Consider the following 20,908-nt stretch of genomic DNA (forward strand, 5'->3'; position numbering starts at 1 on the left):
GCCGAATAATGAAACAAGCTGTGGCAAGGCTTGACGGAGCAACGCCGATACTCTATTCTGACCAAGGTTGGCAATATCAAATGGCAAGTTATCAGTCGATTTTGAAACAAAGCGGCATCGTACAAAGTATGTCGAGAAAGGGAAATTGTTTGGATAACAGTGCAATGGAAAGTTTCTTTGGGCGTTTAAAAACGGAATGTTACTTTGGTAAACGGTTTGAGACCTTTGAGCAACTGGAACAAGCTATTCACGAATATATTCATTATTACAATCATGAGCGTATTCAAGTAAGATTAAAAGGACTAAGCCCTGTGGAATACAGAACTCAGTCCTTGAACTAAATTAGTCTAACTTTTTGGGGTCAGATCATAGCTACTCGCAATTTTATAGCCAAGCTGCTTATGACGGCTCTCGCGAAATCAGTTTTTATCTTGATAAAGCTGTTCATGGCAAAGGTATCGGTAAAGCCTGTGTGAATTTCTTAATTGAACAAATGCCCAATTACCAACTGCATACATTATTAGCTTTTGTGTTCGGCAATAACGATCAAAGTTTAGGCTTACTGAATAAAATGGGTTTTGAAATTTGGGGAAAACTTCCCCAAGTTGCAGATATGGAAACAGATTTTGAAGATTTAGTAACCTTAGGATTGAAACAAGGCGCATGTGGCAGTTAAAAGCATTTTCCGAGCTTTCTACTCAAGAACTTTTTGAGATTTACCAAACGCGTATCGCCGTTTTTGTGGTAGAGCAAAATTGTGCTTATCAAGAGGTCGATGAAAAAGATCTGAAAGCCTTGCACCTTTTTGCAAAAAATTCGCAAAAACTGACCGCTTACTGTCGGATTATTCCCGAGCAAGATGGTGTACATATCGGTAGAGTGTTGGTTACCAAAGAAATGCGCGGAACAGGTTTAGCGAAAAAATTGATGACACAAGCACTCACTGTTTGCCAGCAACAATGGCAAAGTGAAAAGGTCTATGTGCAAGCCCAAGCCTATTTGCAAGATTTTTACCAATCGCTTGGATTTAAACCGATTTCCGAAGTTTATTTGGAAGATGGAATAGCGCATTTGGATATGGTGAAGGGTGAGTAATATGATGAAATTGACCGCCTTGCTAGGAGAATAACAATGACGAAAGACGAAATTCTGCAAAAACAAAAAGAGCTTGATGTTTTGTTCTCTGCTTGGATAGCGGAAAAGAAAAAGAAGGAAGTTTTGACTTATCGCCGAGAAAATGGGGATTTGATTGAGCATCACCCAAATGGTTTTATTCGAGTGATTGAATATGCACAATAAGTCTCTTGCTATTTTCTACTGCGGAACAAATGGAGCGGGTAAATCAACATTACGCTCTTTTAATCAGGATTCCGTGCAGATTGTGATTGATTCAGATCATATTGCAATGCAAATTAATCCTGACAATCCAAGATTGGCATTGAGGCAGGTAGAAAAGCAATAGAGTTATTTAAATTTGCAATACGACATAATATTTCTTTTTCAATGGAATCAACTCTATCGGGTACATCTATTTTGCAAAGAATGGAAGTAGCGAAGAAAAATTTTTATACTCGTTTAAATTATGTCGGGGTGGATGATCCAAAAATAAATATTGCTCGTGTCAAAACAAGAGTAAAAGCAGGCGGGCATTTTATTGATGAAGAGACGATTAAAAGGCGTTATCAAATTAGTCGAGAAAATTTAATTCAAGCAATTTTATTAAATGATGAAACATTTATTTACGATAATTCATCAGATAGTTCCAAAATACAGCTTGTTATTTCAGCAAATAAAACTGTTACTAAATTAACAGATAAATTGCCTCAATGGTGTGAGGATTTAGTGAACGAGTTGTTAATATTGGGGTATGCAAAATAAAGTTTACTTAGGTATTGTGTTTGACAAATCTTCCCTAACCCCTCGAGCCTCAAAGAGGGGTTAGGGGAAATTTGACAGAAGTAAAAATGAAGTCGATAAATAAAATTTACCTTATTCCTAGCAAGGCAAAGCTGTACTAGATTAAGCATAAGTCAGTCTTTTCAGGACTGTGGTTTGAGATACAGCGTAGCTTATTTTTACATAACTTTGAGAAATATATGAAAATAGAAGAAAGTACTGTTTTACAGAAATTATTAAATTTAATTGATAGTTTAAGCACTACTAAATTTAAAGATGCAAGTGATAAGCTAACTAACTTTATTTATTCTTTAAATAAAAATCAGTTAATAGATCTTGTAAGATCTATTGGCATATTACCTGAATCAATAAAACCAAGCTCAACCCAAGAAAAATTATTTTCTAAAGCTGGAGATATTGTTTTAGCTAAGGCTCTTCAATTGCTTAATCTAGATGCTAGACCTTTAGAACAAAGAGGAAATGCTGCTGATGTAACAGCACTATCTATAGAGTTTAATTATGGCTTAGTTGCTGATGCAAAGTCTTTTAGGCTAAGTCGCACTGCAAAAAACCAAAAAGATTTTAAAGTAAAGGCTTTAAGTGACTGGAGAGAAGATAAAGATTATGCTGTATTAACAGCCCCCTTTTTCCAATATCCAACAACACAAAGCCAAATATTTAAACAATCATTAGATGAGAATGTATTACTTTTCAGTTGGGAACATTTGGTTATTTTATTACAATTAGATCTAAAAGAAACAGATTCTTTTACGTTTGAACAATTATGGAATTTTCCATTAAAACAAAGTAAAAAAACATCGGTGGCAGAGTCTGAAAATAATTTTATGAAAGATTTTAACGAATATTTTATGAAGTTATTTAAAATAGATAAAAAAACATTACATAAATTATTTCAAAATGAAATTAAATGTATTGAAAATAGATCTATGAATGAAAAATCTTATTGGGAAGAGCAAATTAAAAGAATTAAATCTTTAACTAGAGAAGAAGCTATTGAAGAATTATTAAAAGAAATAAACATATCATCAAAGATAGATATCATTGATGGATTTGTTGAGGCAATAAAGAATGATGAAAGACTGTATCTATAATGATGATTCGATAATTGCTATAAAAAATATCAAGAGTAATTCTATACATTCAATCATATCTGATATTCCTTATGGGATAGATTATGATGATTGGGATATGTTACACGCCAATACTAATAGTGCATTGGGCGGTAGTTCCATAGCTCAACAGAAGACATCTCTATTTAAAAGAAGAGGAAAACCTCTTAATGGTTGGTCTGAAGCAGATAAAAGACGACCACAAGAATACCAAGAATGGGTAGAAAGCTGGTCTAATGAATGGTATAGAGTTCTAAAATCAGGTAGTTCTGTCTTTGTTTTCGCGGGAAGACAATTTTCACATAGAGTTATTGTGGCTTTTGAAAATAGTGGGTTTACTTTTAAAGATATGCTGGGTTGGGAAAGAGATAAGGCACCACATCGTGCTCAAAGAATTTCCCGTGTCTTTGAAAAAAGAGGAGATTTCTTTAATCAGCAAAAATGGGCTGGTTGGAGAGTTGCAAATTTACGTCCAATATTTGAACCAATATTATGGTTTCAAAAGCCGTATAAAATAGGTGGAACTTTAGCAGATAATTTAATAGAGAATGAAGTTGGAGCTTGGAATGAAAATGCATTAACATCTTGGAATATTCAGCAAGGAGCTTTAAATCATTCAAATATGTTTAAAGTACAGGTGACAGCAGAAGATAGAAAATACCATATCACCCAAAAACCTTTAAACTTAATGAAATTACTAGTGGAGTTAGTCACTAAAGAAAAGCAGATTGTTTTAGATCCTTTCGCTGGTAGTGCATCCACCTTATTAGCTGCTCGAGAATTGAATAGACATTTTATAGGATTCGAAAAAAATAAAGAAATATATGATATAGCAGTTAAACGCTTAGAAAATACTTTAAATAATAAGTTAGTACATCAAAAAAGAGAAAACCAATGACCCAAAAATTCGAAATGGCAGATCGTTTCGACTCATCGGCAGTCGAACAAGCACTTTATAAACACTGGGAAGAACAAGGCTATTTTAAGCCGAATGAAAACCCGAATGTTCCAAGTTACTGTATCGCAATTCCGCCGCCAAATGTGACTGGGAGTTTGCATATGGGGCACGCTTTCCAGCAAACCTTAATGGATACCTTAATCCGTTTTAACCGTATGGAAGGTAATAACACCCTATGGCAAGCGGGGACTGACCACGCGGGGATTGCGACCCAAATGGTGGTGGAACGTAAAATTGCAGCGGAAGAAGGCAAAACTCGTCACGATTACGGGCGTGAGGCTTTCATCAATAAAATCTGGGATTGGAAAGCTTATTCAGGCGGTACAATCAGCCAGCAAATGCGCCGCTTAGGTAACTCAATCGATTGGGATCGTGAGCGTTTCACAATGGACGAAGGCTTGTCCAATGCGGTAAAAGAAGTGTTCGTGCGTTTACACGAAGAAGGTTTGATTTATCGTGGTAAACGCTTAGTAAACTGGGATCCGAAATTGCATACGGCGATTTCCGATCTTGAAGTGGAAAATAAAGAGAGCAAAGGCTCGCTGTGGCATTTCCGCTATCCGTTAGCCAACGGTGCGAAAACGGCGGACGGTAAAGATTATTTGGTGGTAGCGACCACTCGTCCTGAAACAATGTTAGGCGATACAGCGGTGGCGGTTCACCCTGAAGATGAGCGTTACCAGTCTTTGATTGGCAAAACCGTGATCCTACCGCTTGCAAACCGTGAAATCCCGATTATTGCGGACGATTATGTAGATCGTGAGTTTGGTACAGGTGTAGTGAAAATTACCCCTGCCCACGACTTCAACGACTACGAAGTGGGTAAACGCCATCAGTTGCCAATGGTAAACGTGATGACCTTAAATGCGGACATTCGTGCGGAAGCGGAAATTATCGGCTCAGACGGTAAACCTTTAACAAATTACACTGCACTTATTCCAGCGGATTATCAAGGTTTAGAGCGTTTTGCCGCTCGTAAGAAAATCGTGGCGGACTTTGAAGCCCTTGGCTTGTTAGACGAAATCAAACCGCACGACTTGAAAGTGCCTTACGGTGACCGTGGCGGTGTGCCGATTGAACCGATGCTGACCGACCAATGGTATGTGAGCGTGAAACCGCTTGCGGAAGTGGCTACTAAAGCGGTGGAAGACGGCGAAATTCAATTTGTACCGAAACAGTATGAAAATCTCTATTTCTCTTGGATGCGTGATATTCAAGACTGGTGTATTTCTCGCCAATTATGGTGGGGACACCGTATCCCTGCGTGGTACGATGCGGAAGGCAACGTTTATGTAGCGCGCGATGAAGCGGAAGTGCGGTCAAAATATCAGTTAAATGCTGATGTTGCGTTAAAACAAGATGAAGACGTGTTAGATACTTGGTTCTCATCAGGCTTATGGACATTCTCAACTTTAGGCTGGCCAGAGCAAACCAAAGAACTCAAAATGTATCACCCAACCGATGTGTTAATCACAGGCTTTGACATCATCTTCTTCTGGGTGGCTCGTATGATTATGTTTACGATGCACTTCATCAAAGATGAAAACGGCAAACCGCAAGTACCGTTCAAAACTGTGTATGTAACAGGCTTGATCCGCGATGAACAAGGGCAAAAAATGTCGAAATCAAAAGGGAACGTGTTAGACCCGATTGATATGATTGACGGTATCAGCCTTGAAGATCTACTTGAAAAACGTACGGGCAATATGATGCAACCGCAGTTGGCGGAAAAAATTGCCAAAGCAACCCGTAAAGAGTTCGAGAACGGTATCGCCCCACACGGTACGGACGCATTGCGTTTTACCTTGGCGGCATTAGCGAGCAACGGACGTGACATCAACTGGGATATGAAACGTTTGGAAGGTTACCGCAATTTCTGTAACAAATTATGGAATGCGAGCCGTTTCGTATTGACCAACGATAAATTAGACTTATCGGCAGGCGAAGTGGAATACAGCTTGGCGGATCGTTGGATTGAATCCACATTTAACCGCACTGTGAGCGAGTTCCGTGATGCCTTAAGCCAATACCGTTTCGACTTAGCGGCAAATACCATTTATGAGTTCACTTGGAACCAATTCTGTGACTGGTACTTAGAACTCACCAAACCTGTGTTTGCTAACGGTACTGACGCACAAAAACGTGGTGCAAGCCAAACCCTTGTGCGTGTGTTGGAAAAATTATTACGTTTAGCACATCCGATCATTCCGTTCATCACGGAAGAAATCTGGCAGAAAGTGAAGGGCTTTGCAGGGGTAGAAGGCGACACCATTATGTTACAACCTTTCCCGAAAGTGGAAGAAAACCAAATTGACGAAGCGGCGGAAATGCAAATCAACTGGTTGAAAGAGTTGATTGTGGCAGTGCGTAACATTCGTGCCGAATGTAACATCGCCCCAAGCAAAGGCTTGGATTTCTTAGTGCGTAACCTATCTGACGAACATTGTAAAATGTTAGCGGAAAACGACCGCTTGTTAAAAGCAATGGCGAAGTTAGACAGCGTACAAGTGCTTGCTCAAGGCGAAGAAGCACCGCTTTCTGTGGCGAAATTGGTGGGTAATGCGGAAGTGTTAGTACCAATGGCAGGCTTTATCAACAAAGATGCCGAACTTGCTCGTTTAACCAAAGAGATCGAAAAACTTCAAGGCGAAGTTAAACGTATCGAAGGCAAACTCAGCAACGAAGCCTTTGTGGCAAAAGCCCCAGAACAAGTGATCGCTAAAGAGCGTGAAAAAATGCAGGAGTACCAAGACGGACTTGAGAAATTGCAAGCGCAGTATAAGGCGATTGAGGCGTTGTAATATAGTAATAACTGTCCGTTGGAGGTGATATTCTCCAACGGCTCTATTAGTCACGAAAACACATTTCATTATGCACAATACAGTTTATAAATGGCCTGAGCCGTCTCATCTCTATCCAGATAGAGGAAAAAAATCTTATAGATTAAAACGTTTCCGTTATCGTTTTCGCTCTATATTACATAGATCTCTCATAAAGAAATTTGAACATAAAATTAATTCTGAATCTTCGTTAAAACCGTTATTAATCAAAAGAGCCGATTATAGCTATCCTTTAGTTCATCGTTTCTTAGATAAACGCTTCAATAGTCAAAGACGTTTTAACATGATTTGTGACAATTTAGACTTTTTACCTAAAGTACTCTTATCTAAAAATCTCCCTCAGTTATGGGATAGCCCTATATGTTTTACAGAAGTAATTGAAGATTTTGAAATCTATTTAAATGTCAACGAATATCAACCAATGGAGGGTTTCTGGGCATTAGAATTACGCTATAAACCAAGCGGTCAATTAGTTTATTTATTGACATTTGGTAAATTAGAAAATGCATTACTTATCGCAGTTATTCAAGGTCCGAACTTTGAAGGTTCTAAAGAATTAGTCAAACAACTAACTAAAAAATGCCATGGGCTTCGTCCAGCCTATTTAATGGTTGAAGCCATGAAAGCTTTAACTCAGGTCTTAGGGTATTCTAAATTATTTGGCATTCCACAAAAATATCAGAATAAGTCACGCTTTGTTCAAAGCACACGCTATTTTGTTGATTATGATACTATTTTTAAAGAGAGTAATGGTGAATTAAAGGAATATTGGGAACTTCCCTTAACATTAGAGTCAAAAAACCTTGAAGATATTCCGAGTAATAAACGCTCAATGTATAGAAAAAGATACACAATGCTTAATCATTTATTAAGGGCTATTGCTTCTAAACTAAAATCTGAGTTAGATGTAGTCGTTTAGATAAATTTGGTACTTAATTTTTAGGGGGCATAGTAGACAAAATAGTTGCTAATTTCGTGAAAACTATGCCTATATGACAAAGTGGTTGCTAATGAATATTTTAATTATTCTTAGCAACTCTTTTTATTTAAAAAAATCCTTTATAAACATAATGTTATGTTTTTTTCATTAATCCTGTATGATGCGATAATTTTTCCTTTAGTTGCCCAAATAAGTTTTCAAGTCTATTTGTCGTTTTTTCGATATTTAAATCGCCATACTTTTCATAGGTAAATAAATAATCCATATAACGTTTAAAACTATGATAAGCACTTCTTACATTTCTATGTTTATAAGGATAATAGCCCTTTTCATTCGGTTTCTGACCGTTCTTCTAAAAACGCTTTATGTTTTAAATACCAATGATGTAATCGTAAATAGACGTCTTTTTTAGCGCTCTGTTTAAGTGTCAATGCAATAAATTTTAATTCTTTTCCAGCTATAGATTGATGTTTTTTTCGTAATGCTCTCATCACAATAGCTACCATATGAAAATGGCACATTTGCGTCGGTGTATCCAATAAATCTTTCAATATACCCCGTATGCCGTCGCAGGTAATTGATTGAATGTTATAGCCTTTCATACGAAGTGAATTAAATGCTATTCTGTAATACACATCTTTTTCCGTTTTGATGGCACGATGGTAAACCACTTTTTTAGAAAGCGAATCCATCAGGGCTAAAATACCAAATTCACGACCAAAGAAGGTGGTATCCGCAATAATATTTAAATCACGTGATAGTGGTGGATTTAATTTCTTTTTAAGGGTAAATGTTTTATTACAAGCATTACATTCATAGCGTTGAATATTATTTCTTATACCATGTTTGCGAATGTCGCTACTGTGGCAAAAATGACATTTTTTGGGTTCATAATTCAAAAAAGTGGCTTAAAGCCCGTAATATAAGGCTTTAAGCCATTTTTTAGTGGCCATTTTGTCTACTATGCCACACTTTTGTCTACTATGCCATTGCAAATAGCCACAAGGTTTGCACCAGTCCCATACAACAAGTAGCTTGGCACAATATGCAACCGTTCATCTTTTTCTACAATATTATTTCCTTAATTTCGCATCAAGAGATAATTTACCTGCACCACTATGCCACAATAATAAGAATGCCATACTAAATAATGCAGCAGCTTCGCCTTTGTTACTAATTGGATCGAAAATCGCCCCTGAAGCAGCGTGGAACATAAAATAGGCTACTGCCATTTGTCCTGCTAAAATAAATGCTGTTGCACGGGTAAATAAACCTAAAATCAACAAGATACCGCCAACAATCTCTAATACACCTGCTACACCAAACAGAGAAAAGAGTGGTACCGCACCATTGCCGCCTGTCATTGAAATCGGTAACTCAAAGAATTTTGCGGTGCCATGAAGTAAAAACATATAACCGACTAACACACGAGTGATTAATAGGATATATGGACTGAAAGTTTGTGCTAATTTTTCAAAGAAGTTGTTCATTATGTTTTCCTCTAATAAAGTAAAAATATGTTAATCGTCAAACTGATTAAATGAAGTCAGTCATTATATTGAAATAAAGCATTAGAAAAATAGTGTTTTTTGAATTATAGTGTTTCTTATTAAGAAACAAACAGGGAAAAATATGGACAAACTCACCGCCATTAAGGTCTTTCTGACCGTTGCCGAAACAGGCAGTCTTACCGCCACTGCAGAACGCTTAGAGATTTCCAAACCGATGATTAGCCGTTATGTCGCTTTAATGGAAGAATGGCTGAACGCCCGACTGTTTCAGCGTTCCACCCGCAAAGTTGCTCTAACAGACACAGGCGAACAAGCGGTGCTTTTTTGTCAAAAAATTGCTAATTTAACCGCAGAGATGGAACAAGAAATGATGGCACAGCAGGGTGAATTACATGGTTTATTACGTATTACCAGTAGCCAAAGTTTTGGGGCATATCATTTGGTACAAACGGTCAATCGATTTTTGCAGTTGCGCCCGAAATTGAATATTCAGTTGTTGCTCAATGATCAACAAATGGATTTAATAAGCGAACGGATCGACCTTGCCATTCGGATTACCAACACGCCCGACCCGAATTTTATTGCCCGAAAACTTGCTGATTGCCATTCATTGTTGGTGGCAACGCCTGAATATTTGACAAAGTTCGGTACGCCAACGCAGCCTGAAGATTTGTATCAACATCACTATTTGTCGCACCATAACATCAACGCGCAAAGCGTGGAAATGTATGCAAGGGGAACAGGAAGTGTTGCTCGACCTAAACAGCCGTTTCACCACCAACGACACCCAAACTTTACTTAACTCAGTACTGGATGGCTACGGCATTTCGATGTTACCAAAATATATGCTAGAACCAGAACTTCAACAGGGCAAATTGCAAGCCGTTTTAACAGACTGGCAATTACCGAAATTCAGCATTTATGCAATGTATCCTTCAAGGGACAAACTCCCCCTTGCCGTAAGAAAATTGATTGATTTTTTGGTGGAGAGTTTTGAAGGGAAAGCATGGTAAGCAAAAATTAAAAGCCGCATAAAGCATGAACTTTAAGCGGCTTTTAATCTATCTATAAGAAATTATAGTGAAGCTTGATCAACTGCAACACCAGCACCCATAGTGGTAGAGATGCTTACTTTCTTAATAAAGATACCTTTCGCTGTTGTCGGTTTAGCTTTCACTAATGCCGCTAATAACGCTTGAAGGTTCTCTTTTAATTGCTCTGGAGAGAAGTCTGCTTTACCGATTGTAGTATGGATAATACCATTTTTGTCGTTACGGTAACGGATCTGACCAGATTTAGCATTTTTAACTGCTTCTGCTACGTTTGGAGTTACTGTACCAACTTTCGGGTTTGGCATTAAGCCGCGTGGACCTAATACTTGACCTAATTGACCTACAACACGCATTGCATCTGGAGAAGCGATAACAACATCAAAGTTCATTTCGCCTTTCTTGATTTGCTCTGCAAGATCTTCCATACCCACTAAGTCTGCACCCGCTGCTTTTGCTGCTTCTGCGTTTGCACCTTGTGTAAATACTGCTACGCGAGCTGTACGACCTGTACCGTGTGGTAATACTGTTGCACCACGTACGTTTTGGTCTGATTTACGAGGGTCGATACCTAAGTTTACTGCAACATCCACGCTCTCAACGAATTTAGCTGTCGCGAATTGTTTTAATACTGCGATTGCTTCGTTGATGTCATAAGCTTTAGTAGAATCTACACCAGCTTTAATTGCTTTCATTTTTTTAGTCAATTTAGCCATTGTATTATTCCTCTACGATTAAGCCCATTGAGCGAGCTGTACCAGCGATTGATTTCATTTTGGTTTCGATAGTAGCACCAGTCATATCTGCTGCTTTAGTTTCAGCGATTTGACGTAATTGTGCTTGAGTTACTGTACCCACTTTATCTTTGTTTGGTTTGCTTGAACCAGATTTTAAGCCAAGTGCTTTTTTCAATAACACTGCAGCTGGTGGAGTTTTAGTTACGAAAGTGAATGAACGGTCTGCGTAAACTGTGATAACAACCGGAATTGGTAAACCTTTTTCTAAGCTCTCAGTACGAGCGTTGAATGCTTTACAGAATTCCATGATGTTAACACCTTGTTGACCTAATGCTGGACCAACTGGTGGTGATGGGTTAGCCATACCCGCTGCAACTTGCAGTTTAACGTAGGCTTGGACTTTTTTTGCCATTTTTAAAGTTTCCTCTTGTGTGGGTGATAACGCCGAAAACGGCTCCCCTTGTTTTTAATAAATGAAAGCACTAAAAGCACTAAATTAGGTTTATACAGCTAACTAAAAAGTGCACCTCCATTATTGAATAAATTTCATTATTTATCAAGTAAATTTATAGTAGACTTTGATTTGTATTCAGGGCAACCGCATATGTTGTCCATTTTTCAACCTACACGCCGAGCAACAGCTCATCTCGAAATTCATCTGACCAACCAGCAGCGGTCAATTTCCCTTTCATACTCTGCTTTTTCGGGTGTAATCGAGCCAAGTTCAACGCTAATCGACGCAAGATTGCCAGATTTTCCGCACCCCATTCATCGGTCACAGCACATTCGTTTTCTTTATAGACCACATCTAGCACCCAATGGGCTTTGTTTTCCACTTCCCAATGCCCTCGCACGCACTTCGCCAATATTTGAATATCAACATCCAAACTACTGATATAAAAGACTTTTTTGCGATTCTTTGCCATTATCTGACCGCTTGCGACACACCTCCAACACCGATTTTATCCCCTTCCATTCCTCCGCTTTGCTCAGCCAATCACTCACTTTCAGCTTACGGTAGTAACGCTCATCAATTCGACGACGTTCCGCATTTACCTCCTCAAACGTCTCAAGCATTTCGGGGCAATCTCGGCTGATTTTGTGAAAATACGCCTCCACTTCCGACTGAAATTGACGGTGATTTTTCTTCAACGGCATCACATAATCCCCTTTCTTTTCGATGATTTTCTCGGCAATTTTCTTCTGTGTATTCATCGCATCCACCGTTATAACGGCATTTTTTAAGCAAAAACTATCGATAATTTCCATCACCGCCTGCTGCTCATTTTGCTTACCCGAGGATTTTTTCTGCGATAAAATCAAACCACGAGACTGGCTCCACACTGTCACACTGTGCAAAGCACTTTGGGTTTCCGGATTGAAACTATGACGAAGTGTCTTGCCATCAATCGCAATCACTTCACGTCCTTGTTGTGTGCGTATCTCATTGATAAAATTAAGAAAAACCTCATTAAACGCTTGTGGCTCAATGTGTTTTATTACATGAGCGATAGTATCATCGACAGGAATACCACACTCAAAAGGACGATATTTTCGCAACCAATCCAAATGTAATTCGCCAAAAAGTTTGATTTCAGTCCAACTGTTTGCCCCCGAAATCACGGCACTGACGACGAGAAAAACGATGTCTAAAAAGTGGTGTTTTTGATTATAGGCTTGTGGGTCGGATAAATTTTCAAAAAAACGAAAAACGCTCATTTTACAACCTGATTTGATATGGATAATTAAGGTATATTAGATCATAAATTTGAGAAAGATGCGATCTTGCCCTGTTAAAGCACTTTTTTATTTACAATTTTGCTTGCAATTACAGAGTGAAATAGGTAGAATGTGGGGCACTTTAACCGACTAGGTTAAGGTCGCTTAGTGTAATCATTTACTAAGTGGTGTTACAGATATTGTGACACTTAACAATGTTTCCGATTTGGGAACTATAACAAGGTATGACTGTGCCCCCTTAACTTAAGTTTGTTAAGCGGTGGTTCGGTTTTTTATTAGCTAAATTTTAATGGAGCTCTGGTCTAATGCAGAACCAAAGAATCCGTATCCGCTTAAAAGCATTTGATCATCGTTTAATTGATCAATCTACTGCGGAGATCGTAGAAACAGCTAAACGTACTGGTGCACAAGTTCGTGGTCCGATTCCTTTACCAACTCGTAAAGAACGTTTCACCGTGTTGATTTCTCCACACGTAAACAAAGACGCTCGTGACCAATACGAAATTCGTACACACAAACGTTTAGTAGATATCGTAGAGCCAACAGAAAAAACTGTTGATGCATTAATGCGTTTAGATTTGGCTGCCGGCGTTGACGTGCAGATCAGCCTAGGTTAATTAAGAGGTTATTACAATGATTGGTTTAGTCGGTCGTAAAGTTGGTATGACCCGTATCTTCAATGAAGACGGCGTGTCAGTTCCAGTTACCGTTATCGAAATCGAAGCCAACCGTGTGACTCAAGTTAAAACTCTTGAAAACGATGGCTATACTGCAGTTCAAGTTACTACTGGCTCTAAAAAAGCAAGTCGTGTAACTAAGCCTGAAGCAGGTCATTTCGTTAAAGCAGGTGTTGAAGCTGGTCGCGGTTTATGGGAATTTCGTACTGAAGGTGAAGAATTCACTTTAGGTCAAGAAATCAACGTAGACATCTTCACAGATGTTAAAAAAGTAGATGTTACTGGTACATCAAAAGGTAAAGGTTTCCAAGGTGGTGTTAAACGTTGGAACTTCCGTACTCAAGATGCTACTCACGGTAACTCTTTATCACACCGTGTACTTGGTTCTATTGGTCAAAACCAAACTCCAGGTCGTGTGTTTAAAGGTAAAAAAATGGCTGGACACTTAGGTGCTGAGCGTGTAACCGTTCAATCACTTGAAGTTGTTCGTGTAGATGCTGAGCGTAAATTATTATTAGTTAAAGGTTCTGTACCTGGTGCAACTAATAGTGATGTTATTGTTAAACCAGCAGTTAAAGCATAAGTCTAGGAGATAGAGATGGAATTACAAGTTGTAGGTGCGACAGCACTCAGCGTTTCTGAAACTACCTTCGGACGTGAGTTTAATGAAGCGTTAATCCACCAAGTAGTTGTTGCTTATGCAGCAGGTGCTCGTCAAGGTACACGCGCACAAAAAACTCGTGCTGAAGTGTCTGGTTCAGGCAAAAAACCTTGGCGTCAAAAAGGTACAGGTCGTGCTCGTTCAGGTGATATCAAATCACCAATCTGGCGTTCAGGTGGTGTAACTTTCGCAGCGAAACCACAAGATTACAGCCAAAAAGTGAACAAGAAAATGTACCGTGGTGCAATCAAAAGCATTCTTTCTGAATTAGTTCGTCAAGACCGTTTAGTTGTTGTTGATAAATTCGAAATCGATGCACCAAAAACCAAAGTTTTAGTACAAAAATTAAAAGATATGGCGTTAACTGACGCTCTTATCATCACTGCAAGCTTAGATGAAAACCTATTCTTAGCGGCACGCAACTTATACAAAGTTGATGTACGCGATGTACAAGGTATCGATCCAGTAAGCTTAATCGCTTTCGATAAAGTGGTTATCACTGTTGATGCAGTAAAACAAATTGAGGAGATGTTAGCATGATTCAACAAGAACGTTTGCTAAAAGTGCTTAAAGCACCACATATCTCTGAGAAAGCGACAAATAACGCAGAAAAAGGCAACACAATCGTATTTAAAGTAGCATTAGACGCTAACAAAGTGGAAATTGCGAACGCGGTTGAGCAACTTTTCGAAGTTAAAGTAGATTCTGTTCGTACAGTGGTTGTTAAAGGTAAAACTAAACGTCACGGTGCAAAATCAGGTCGTCGTAGTGACTGGAAAAAAGCTTATGTAACTCTTCAAGAAGGTCAATCACTTGACTTCGTTGAAGGTGCGGCAGAGTAATTTCGGAGGAATAGAAAACTATGGCTATCGTTAAATGTAAGCCGACCTCCGCTGGTCGTCGTCATGTAGTTAAAGTTGTTAATACTGAGCTTCACAAAGGTAAACCTTTTGCAGCGCTTTTAGATACTAAATCTAAAACGGGTGGTCGTAACAACTTAGGTCGTATCACTACTCGTCACATCGGTGGCGGACACAAACAACACTACCGTTTAATTGACTTCAAACGTAACAAATTAGACATTCCAGCTGTTGTTGAGCGTTTAGAATACGATCCAAACCGTTCTGCGAATATCGCATTAGTACTTTATAAAGATGGTGAACGCCGTTATATCTTAGCACCAAAAGGCTTAGCTGCAGGTGATACGATCCAAGCGGGTGCTTCAGCGCCAATTAAAGTCGGTAACTCATTACCAATGCGTAATATCCCAGTAGGTTCTACTGTTCATAACGTAGAATTAAAACCAGGTAAAGGCGGTCAAATCGCTCGTTCTGCTGGTGCATATGTGCAAATTATCGCGCGTGAAGGTAACTATGTAACTTTACGTCTTCGTTCAGGCGAAATGCGTAAAGTATTAGCTGAGTGTTCTGCAACCATCGGTGAAGTAGGTAACTCAGAGCATATGCTTCGCGTACTTGGTAAAGCAGGTGCAAACCGTTGGAGAGGTATTCGTCCAACCGTTCGTGGTACTGCGATGAACCCAGTAGACCACCCACACGGTGGTGGTGAAGGTCGTAACTTCGGTAAACACCCTGTTACACCTTGGGGCGTTCAAACCAAAGGTAAGAAAACTCGTCACAACAAACGTACTGATAAATTCATCGTACGTCGTCGTGGCAAATGATTTTTTAATTAATTAAAGAGGATAAGCCATGCCACGTTCTCTCAAGAAGGGTCCTTTCCTTGACCTACACTTGTTGAAGAAGGTAGAGAAGGCGGTGGAAAGCGGGGATAAAAAACCAATCAAAACTTGGTCCCGTCGTTCAATGATCATTCCATCAATGATCGGATTGACCATCGCAGTCCATAATGGTCGTCAGCATGTTCCAGTTTATGTTTCTGATGAAATGATCGGTCATAAATTAGGTGAATTTGCACCGACTCGTACATACCGCGGTCACGCCGCAGATAAGAAAGCTAAGAAATAAGAGGTAAAAGATGGAAACTATTGCAAAACATCGTTACGCTCGTACTTCTGCACAAAAAGCTCGCTTAGTTGCTGATTTAATCCGTGGTAAGAAAGTTTCTGCAGCATTAGAAATCTTAACTTTCACTAACAAAAAAGCAGCAGCTTTAGTGAAGAAAGTTTTAGAGTCAGCTATCGCAAACGCAGAGCACAATGACGGTGCAGATGTCGATGATCTTAAAGTTGCGAAGATTTTCGTTGATGAAGGTCCAAGCATGAAACGTGTTATGCCACGTGCTAAAGGTCGTGCAGATCGTATTTTAAAACGTACTAGCCACATCACTGTGGTAGTGTCAGATCGTTAATCAGTAGGAGAATAGCAATGGGTCAGAAAGTACATCCACATGGTATTCGCCTTGGTATTGTTAAGCCTTGGAGCTCTACTTGGTTCGCGAATACACAAGATTTCGCTGATAACTTAGAAGGCGATTTCAAAGTACGTCAATTTTTAAACAAAGAGTTAGCGAACGCGTCTGTATCTCGTATTACTATCGAGCGTCCAGCAAAAAGCATTCGTGTAACTATTCACACAGCTCGCCCAGGTATCGTTATCGGTAAAAAAGGCGAAGATGTTGAAAAATTAAGAAACGCAGTATCTAAAATTGCTGGCGTTCCTGCACAAATCAACATTTCTGAAGTGAAAAAACCAGAGCTAGATGCAAAATTAGTTGCAGATAGCATTGCTGCTCAACTTGAGCGTCGTGTAATGTTCCGTCGTGCAATGAAACGTGCGGTACAAAACGCAATGCGTTTAGGTGCTAAAGGTATCAAAGTTGAAGTAAGCGGTCGTTTAGGTGGTGCAGAAATCGCACGTTCAGAATGGTATCGTGAAGGTCGTGTGCCTCTACATACTCTTCGTGCTGACATCGACTATAACACAGCTGAAGCTCACACAACTTACGGCGTAATCGGCGTTAAAGTGTGGATCTTCAAAGGTGAAATTCTTGGTGGAATGGCTGCAGTGATTGAATCTGAGAAAGAACCAGCGGCACAGCCTAAAAAGCCAGCTCGCAAAGGTCGTAAATAAGGAGATCACTGAATGTTACAACCAAAACGTACAAAATTCCGTAAAGTACACAAAGGCCGTAACCGTGGTGTCGCGGGCGGTACAGAAGTGAGCTTCGGTTCATTCGGCTTAAAAGCAATTGGTCGTGGTCGTTTAACAGCTCGTCAAATCGAAGCAGCGCGTCGTGCGATGAGCCGTGCAGTAAAACGTCAAGGTAAAATCTGGATCCGTGTGTTCCCAGACAAACCAATTACTGAAAAACCATTAGAAGTCCGTATGGGTAAAGGTAAAGGTAACGTAGAGTACTGGGTAGCCTTAATCCAGCCGGGTAAAGTTCTCTATGAAATGGATGGTGTATCTGAAGAAGTTGCACGCAATGCATTCGCATTAGCAGCAGCTAAACTTCCGTTCAAAACCACATTTGTAACTAAGACGGTGATGTAATGAAAGCTCAAGAACTACGTAACAAAAGTGTTGAAGAGCTGAATGGTGAATTAGTGAACCTTTTAGGTGAACAGTTCAAATTGCGTATGCAAGCAGCCACCGGTCAGCTTCAACAAACCCACCAGTTAAAACAAGTGCGTCGTAGCATTGCACAAGTTAAAACTGTATTAACCGAAAAGGCGGGTGAGTAATGACTGATAAAATTCGTACAGTACAAGGTAAAGTTGTTAGCGACAAAATGGACAAATCATTTGTAGTTGCTATCGAACGCACAGTTAAACACCCAATTTATGGTAAGTTTATCCGTCGTACAACTAAATTACACGTACACGATGAAAACAACGAAGCTAAATTAGGCGATGTAGTTGAAGTGAAAGAGTGTCGTCCACTCTCTAAAACTAAATCTCACACTTTAGTTCGTGTTGTTGAAAAAGCAGTAGCTTAATCAACAATAAAAATTAAGACCCCTAGCAGAAATGCTGGGGTTTTTGTTTTTTTCACGATTGCTAAATGTATCTTTTCTTTACATTTATGTCTTTTCCTTAATAAAGTAAACTTGTAGCAAAGCTCCACATTTTTATATTAATATAGGGAATTATTTCAAAAATGTTAACTATATCACAGATTTTTAGTGTATTTAGTAGTTTAATACGTTTGTGAAAATATAGAGGGGGTATATCTAATTTTCATATATTGCTATGTTGTTTTTTTGCTGTATCAGTAAATTTTAATTATTTAAAGCAAAGGAGAAAAAATGAAAAGAAGATTATCTAAAAATGTTAAATGCAGTTTTGTACCTTCATTGATTTTTCTAGCATTAGCATCTAATTTGCATGCTACTACGTTCTGGAAAAGCGATTTAAACGAGAATCTAACTCATATAACTAAACGAATAGGTGAGGATAATTTTACGGTAGCTGAAGACGGACGATTATGGCCTGGTGTAGGTCCTAATGGAGAGGCTCCTGGAACAGTACCTCTATATTATAGTCGTATTCCAGCAATGACCATTACAGATGATAATAAAATGGTCATTATGTATGATTTAAGATGGAACAGAGCATATGATCAAGACAGAATCGATCCAGGGGTATCCATTTCAGAAGATGGAGGAAATACTTGGTTAAGTAAAACAGCTTGGACATTTAATGATTCTAAAATGCCTTTGCGAAGAGCTATGGATCCTACGATTTTGTATAACAGTATAGATGGTAGTATCTATGCTATGCATGGGACTTGGGCTACAGGTAATAGAAATTGGTATCAAGATCGTTTCAACTATTTTCAAAATAATATTTGGGCTACAACCATTTATAAGTCTATAGATGGAGGGAAAACTTGGGAGAAAAATGCTGAATTTAGTAAATTAAGTAACCCCGATGTTTTTTCTAAAGTAAGTAAAGGTCCAGATAACCCAGTAGTTAGTTTTTTAGGAGGTGTTGGTTCTGGTATTGTGATGCGTAATGGAACATTAGTATTTCCAATACAAACTGCTCATAATAATGGTATTGCAGCAACCATTATGTATTCTAAAGATAATGGAAAAACTTGGGAAATGCCAGAAACAACGGATCTTCCAGCACCGAATCAAATCTCTTTAGAGAATATGGTTTTTGAGATGGGGGATAAATTAATTATGGTTGGAAGGGAGGCGAGAGTAAGAGGAACTCAAGCAGATAAACGATGGGCATACTATACAGAAGATATGGGTAAGAGTTGGCATGCTTATGAACCTGCGAGTTTTGGTTCTAGTACAGCCCAACCAACTCAAGGCTCATCAATTTATGTTACCTTGTCAAACGGTAGGAGAGTATTGCTCGTTTCAAAACCTAATGGTAATAATGATAGCTGGGCTAGGGGTAACCTTGCTCTTTGGATGCTAGATGCAAAAGATCCACAACATGTATATGAGGTGGCTATTATCAGACCTGGTTCTGGAAATAAAGCGGGTGCAGGTTATTCATCTTTGGCTTATAAAGAGGGAAATTTATTTGTTGCTTATGAGGATGATGGAAATATTACTGTAAAAAATTTGACAGAATATATGACAGATATTCAAGCTAAAGCCCTTGAATGGAATCTTCCTGATGAAATTGAACCTGATGTTGAAAAAATTAATGCTTTAATGCATTTGAATCAGGGGCAAAAAGACGAATTGATTGCTAAACTTCGTAGGGCAAATGATAATGCAATAGCACAGTCTATTACGCTTGATCAGGCTATGTCAGAATTAAAACTCAAAAGCTTTGCATTAAGTCAACAAGCGGTTTCTTTTGAAAAGGCTTTACCATCCAATCTTAAGAATTTCCAAGATGCATTAGCATCTATTAATACTATTTCAGAGTCTAAGAATACAACAAATGTCAATTATTTAGGTGTTCATGATTTATATGATAGCTTGTATACCATGTTTTTAGCTTTGAATAATCCATTGGACTTTACCAAATATATTGAACAGGCTAAGCATTTAAATGAATACAATCATGATATTTTGTATCGCTCCTTTGATGGTGTTTTTGCTCATTATAGTGGAGGTTCAAAATATAATAAGCTCTCTTTAGGTGGAAATAAGACGGTTAGTGAAAAAGTTCAGGCTGGATTGTTTTTTGAATATGGCAATAAACATCAAAAAAGTTATCACGTTGGTATGAGAGCAAAATATCAACTGGATAATCATCAGATTGCTGGTTTTATTCGTTACCGTGGCGTAAAACACCAAGACTTTATTGAACGTAATAACAATGTTGATCTTTATTTGAACTATGCTTATCAACTTAGATTGAGTGAAGATCTGAGTGTGAGTCCTTCGTTTGGTGCCTATATTTCTCGTTCCAATAGAACATTGTTAGATCAGGATGTCGCTGTTAATAAGAGAACAGTTTATGCTGGAGATGTTGGTGTGAATCTTATGTATAAGATAAATGATATTAATGTAAATATCCGACCAAATATTGCATTCATCAATGACAGTCTGAAACTATCTCAATCTAATGATAAGAGTAATGTGTATAAAATTAGTTCACATAATACAATTTATGGATTGGCAACTAGTATTAATAAAGCTTTTTCAAATGGATTGAAAGTAGGTTCAACATTAGAATTGCAAAAATATGGTAGTCAATATTCTAATGTAAATTTAGGTGTAGATATCAGTTATACTTGGTAACTAGACCCTATCCCAAATTCTGTGTAAACACCCATTTCAACTTAACGGTGATCGTCTAGGCGATCACCAAAATCAATCATAAATCGATTCATCGCCAGTTTCCAGTTCTGAATCGGCATTGTCCATT

General features: G+C 38.6%; 24 protein-coding genes and 3 pseudogenes. 22 read left to right on the top strand and 5 right to left on the bottom strand.

Annotated elements, in window-relative coordinates; all coding sequences use genetic code 11:
- From B0183_RS10035 to B0183_RS10070, 9 genes and pseudogenes are all read left to right on the top strand, one after another.
- The coding region (locus tag B0183_RS10035) for an IS3 family transposase (RefSeq protein WP_165688518.1) at window positions 1–341 on the top strand (341 nt) is incomplete at its 5' end.
- A gap of 14 nt (window positions 342–355) precedes the next feature.
- The gene (locus B0183_RS10040) at window positions 356–676 is read left to right on the top strand and encodes a GNAT family N-acetyltransferase (RefSeq protein WP_078208743.1); all 321 of its coding nucleotides are present in this window, start codon (window positions 356–358) and stop codon (window positions 674–676) included.
- Window positions 664–1,095, top strand: a complete 432-nt coding sequence (locus B0183_RS10045; protein ID WP_021119338.1) for a GNAT family N-acetyltransferase — start codon at window positions 664–666, stop codon at window positions 1,093–1,095. The genes B0183_RS10040 and B0183_RS10045 overlap by 13 nt, the downstream gene beginning before the upstream one ends.
- Before the next feature lie 36 nt (window positions 1,096–1,131).
- Window positions 1,132–1,299 carry a hypothetical protein gene (locus B0183_RS12375; protein ID WP_005711733.1) on the top strand — a complete coding sequence of 56 codons (168 nt, stop codon included), beginning with the start codon at window positions 1,132–1,134 and terminating at the stop codon, window positions 1,297–1,299.
- A pseudogene (locus tag B0183_RS10050) lies at window positions 1,289–1,878 on the top strand (hypothetical protein). Before B0183_RS12375 ends, B0183_RS10050 begins: the two are co-directional and overlap by 11 nt.
- A 218-nt stretch (window positions 1,879–2,096) precedes the next feature.
- On the top strand, window positions 2,097–3,008 hold the full coding sequence (locus B0183_RS10055) for a HindIII family type II restriction endonuclease (protein WP_078208744.1): 912 nt from the start codon (window positions 2,097–2,099) through the stop codon (window positions 3,006–3,008).
- Window positions 2,986–3,924 carry a DNA-methyltransferase gene (locus tag B0183_RS10060; RefSeq protein WP_234802055.1) on the top strand — a complete coding sequence of 313 codons (939 nt, stop codon included), beginning with the start codon at window positions 2,986–2,988 and terminating at the stop codon, window positions 3,922–3,924. The genes B0183_RS10055 and B0183_RS10060 overlap by 23 nt, the downstream gene beginning before the upstream one ends.
- Window positions 3,921–6,785 (top strand): valine--tRNA ligase, encoded by a 2,865-nt coding sequence (locus B0183_RS10065; protein WP_078208745.1) that lies wholly within the window; start codon window positions 3,921–3,923, stop codon window positions 6,783–6,785. Before B0183_RS10060 ends, B0183_RS10065 begins: the two co-directional genes overlap by 4 nt.
- A gap of 70 nt (window positions 6,786–6,855) precedes the next feature.
- Window positions 6,856–7,743 carry a VirK/YbjX family protein gene (locus B0183_RS10070; protein ID WP_005711726.1) on the top strand — a complete coding sequence of 296 codons (888 nt, stop codon included), beginning with the start codon at window positions 6,856–6,858 and terminating at the stop codon, window positions 7,741–7,743.
- A gap of 350 nt (window positions 7,744–8,093) precedes the next feature.
- Here the strand turns inward: B0183_RS10070 and B0183_RS12800 are convergent, their stop codons facing one another.
- Window positions 8,094–8,663, bottom strand: coding sequence for an IS1/IS1595 family N-terminal zinc-binding domain-containing protein (locus tag B0183_RS12800; protein ID WP_234802056.1), 570 nt, complete (start codon window positions 8,661–8,663; stop codon window positions 8,094–8,096).
- 174 nt (window positions 8,664–8,837) lie between these two features.
- Window positions 8,838–9,254, bottom strand: a complete 417-nt coding sequence (locus B0183_RS10080) for a DoxX family protein (protein WP_021110203.1) — start codon at window positions 9,252–9,254, stop codon at window positions 8,838–8,840.
- Window positions 9,255–9,396: 142 nt separating this feature from the next.
- Between B0183_RS10080 and B0183_RS10085 the strand changes: the two are divergent.
- Window positions 9,397–10,288: pseudogene (locus tag B0183_RS10085) on the top strand (LysR family transcriptional regulator).
- 62 nt (window positions 10,289–10,350) lie between these two features.
- Here B0183_RS10085 and rplA read toward each other — a convergent pair.
- The 3 genes and pseudogenes from rplA to B0183_RS10100 form a co-directional block, all read right to left on the bottom strand.
- Window positions 10,351–11,040, bottom strand: a complete 690-nt coding sequence (gene rplA / locus B0183_RS10090; protein WP_020457553.1) for a 50S ribosomal protein L1 — start codon at window positions 11,038–11,040, stop codon at window positions 10,351–10,353.
- Between the two features lie 4 nt (window positions 11,041–11,044).
- Window positions 11,045–11,473, bottom strand: coding sequence for a 50S ribosomal protein L11 (gene rplK / locus B0183_RS10095; RefSeq protein WP_005714356.1), 429 nt, complete (start codon window positions 11,471–11,473; stop codon window positions 11,045–11,047).
- 211 nt (window positions 11,474–11,684) lie between these two features.
- A pseudogene (locus B0183_RS10100) lies at window positions 11,685–12,780 on the bottom strand (ISAs1 family transposase).
- A 326-nt stretch (window positions 12,781–13,106) separates the two neighbouring features.
- Here B0183_RS10100 and rpsJ point away from each other — a divergent pair.
- From rpsJ to B0183_RS10160, 12 genes are all read left to right on the top strand, one after another.
- A complete protein-coding gene (gene rpsJ / locus B0183_RS10105) occupies window positions 13,107–13,418 on the top strand; it encodes a 30S ribosomal protein S10 (RefSeq protein ID WP_001181005.1) in 312 nt (103 codons plus the stop codon).
- A 16-nt stretch (window positions 13,419–13,434) separates the two neighbouring features.
- The gene (gene rplC, locus B0183_RS10110) at window positions 13,435–14,061 is read left to right on the top strand and encodes a 50S ribosomal protein L3 (protein ID WP_005711168.1); all 627 of its coding nucleotides are present in this window, start codon (window positions 13,435–13,437) and stop codon (window positions 14,059–14,061) included.
- A gap of 15 nt (window positions 14,062–14,076) precedes the next feature.
- A complete protein-coding gene (rplD, locus tag B0183_RS10115; protein ID WP_035494223.1) occupies window positions 14,077–14,679 on the top strand; it encodes a 50S ribosomal protein L4 in 603 nt (200 codons plus the stop codon).
- Window positions 14,676–14,981, top strand: coding sequence for a 50S ribosomal protein L23 (gene rplW, locus B0183_RS10120; RefSeq protein ID WP_005599290.1), 306 nt, complete (start codon window positions 14,676–14,678; stop codon window positions 14,979–14,981). Before rplD ends, rplW begins: the two co-directional genes overlap by 4 nt.
- 20 nt (window positions 14,982–15,001) lie before the next feature.
- Window positions 15,002–15,823, top strand: coding sequence for a 50S ribosomal protein L2 (gene rplB / locus B0183_RS10125; RefSeq protein WP_005711173.1), 822 nt, complete (start codon window positions 15,002–15,004; stop codon window positions 15,821–15,823).
- Between the two features lie 28 nt (window positions 15,824–15,851).
- Window positions 15,852–16,127 (top strand): 30S ribosomal protein S19, encoded by a 276-nt coding sequence (gene rpsS / locus B0183_RS10130; protein WP_005539416.1) that lies wholly within the window; start codon window positions 15,852–15,854, stop codon window positions 16,125–16,127.
- A gap of 10 nt (window positions 16,128–16,137) precedes the next feature.
- Window positions 16,138–16,470, top strand: coding sequence for a 50S ribosomal protein L22 (gene rplV, locus B0183_RS10135; protein WP_005706427.1), 333 nt, complete (start codon window positions 16,138–16,140; stop codon window positions 16,468–16,470).
- Window positions 16,471–16,487: 17 nt separating this feature from the next.
- On the top strand, window positions 16,488–17,192 hold the full coding sequence (gene rpsC, locus B0183_RS10140; protein ID WP_010786465.1) for a 30S ribosomal protein S3: 705 nt from the start codon (window positions 16,488–16,490) through the stop codon (window positions 17,190–17,192).
- A gap of 12 nt (window positions 17,193–17,204) precedes the next feature.
- A complete protein-coding gene (gene rplP, locus B0183_RS10145; RefSeq protein ID WP_005711177.1) occupies window positions 17,205–17,615 on the top strand; it encodes a 50S ribosomal protein L16 in 411 nt (136 codons plus the stop codon).
- Window positions 17,615–17,806 carry a 50S ribosomal protein L29 gene (gene rpmC, locus B0183_RS10150; protein ID WP_005711179.1) on the top strand — a complete coding sequence of 64 codons (192 nt, stop codon included), beginning with the start codon at window positions 17,615–17,617 and terminating at the stop codon, window positions 17,804–17,806. The genes rplP and rpmC overlap by 1 nt, the downstream gene beginning before the upstream one ends.
- Complete coding sequence (gene rpsQ, locus B0183_RS10155) at window positions 17,806–18,060, top strand: 30S ribosomal protein S17 (RefSeq protein ID WP_005711180.1); 255 nt, start codon at window positions 17,806–17,808, stop codon at window positions 18,058–18,060. Before rpmC ends, rpsQ begins: the two co-directional genes overlap by 1 nt.
- Window positions 18,061–18,369: 309 nt before the next feature.
- Window positions 18,370–20,781 carry a sialidase family protein gene (locus tag B0183_RS10160; protein WP_078208746.1) on the top strand — a complete coding sequence of 804 codons (2,412 nt, stop codon included), beginning with the start codon at window positions 18,370–18,372 and terminating at the stop codon, window positions 20,779–20,781.
- Window positions 20,782–20,908: the final 127 nt, after the last annotated feature.

The sequence above is a fragment of the Glaesserella parasuis genome (genome assembly GCF_002015085.1).
GTDB lineage: Bacteria > Pseudomonadota > Gammaproteobacteria > Enterobacterales > Pasteurellaceae > Glaesserella > Glaesserella parasuis.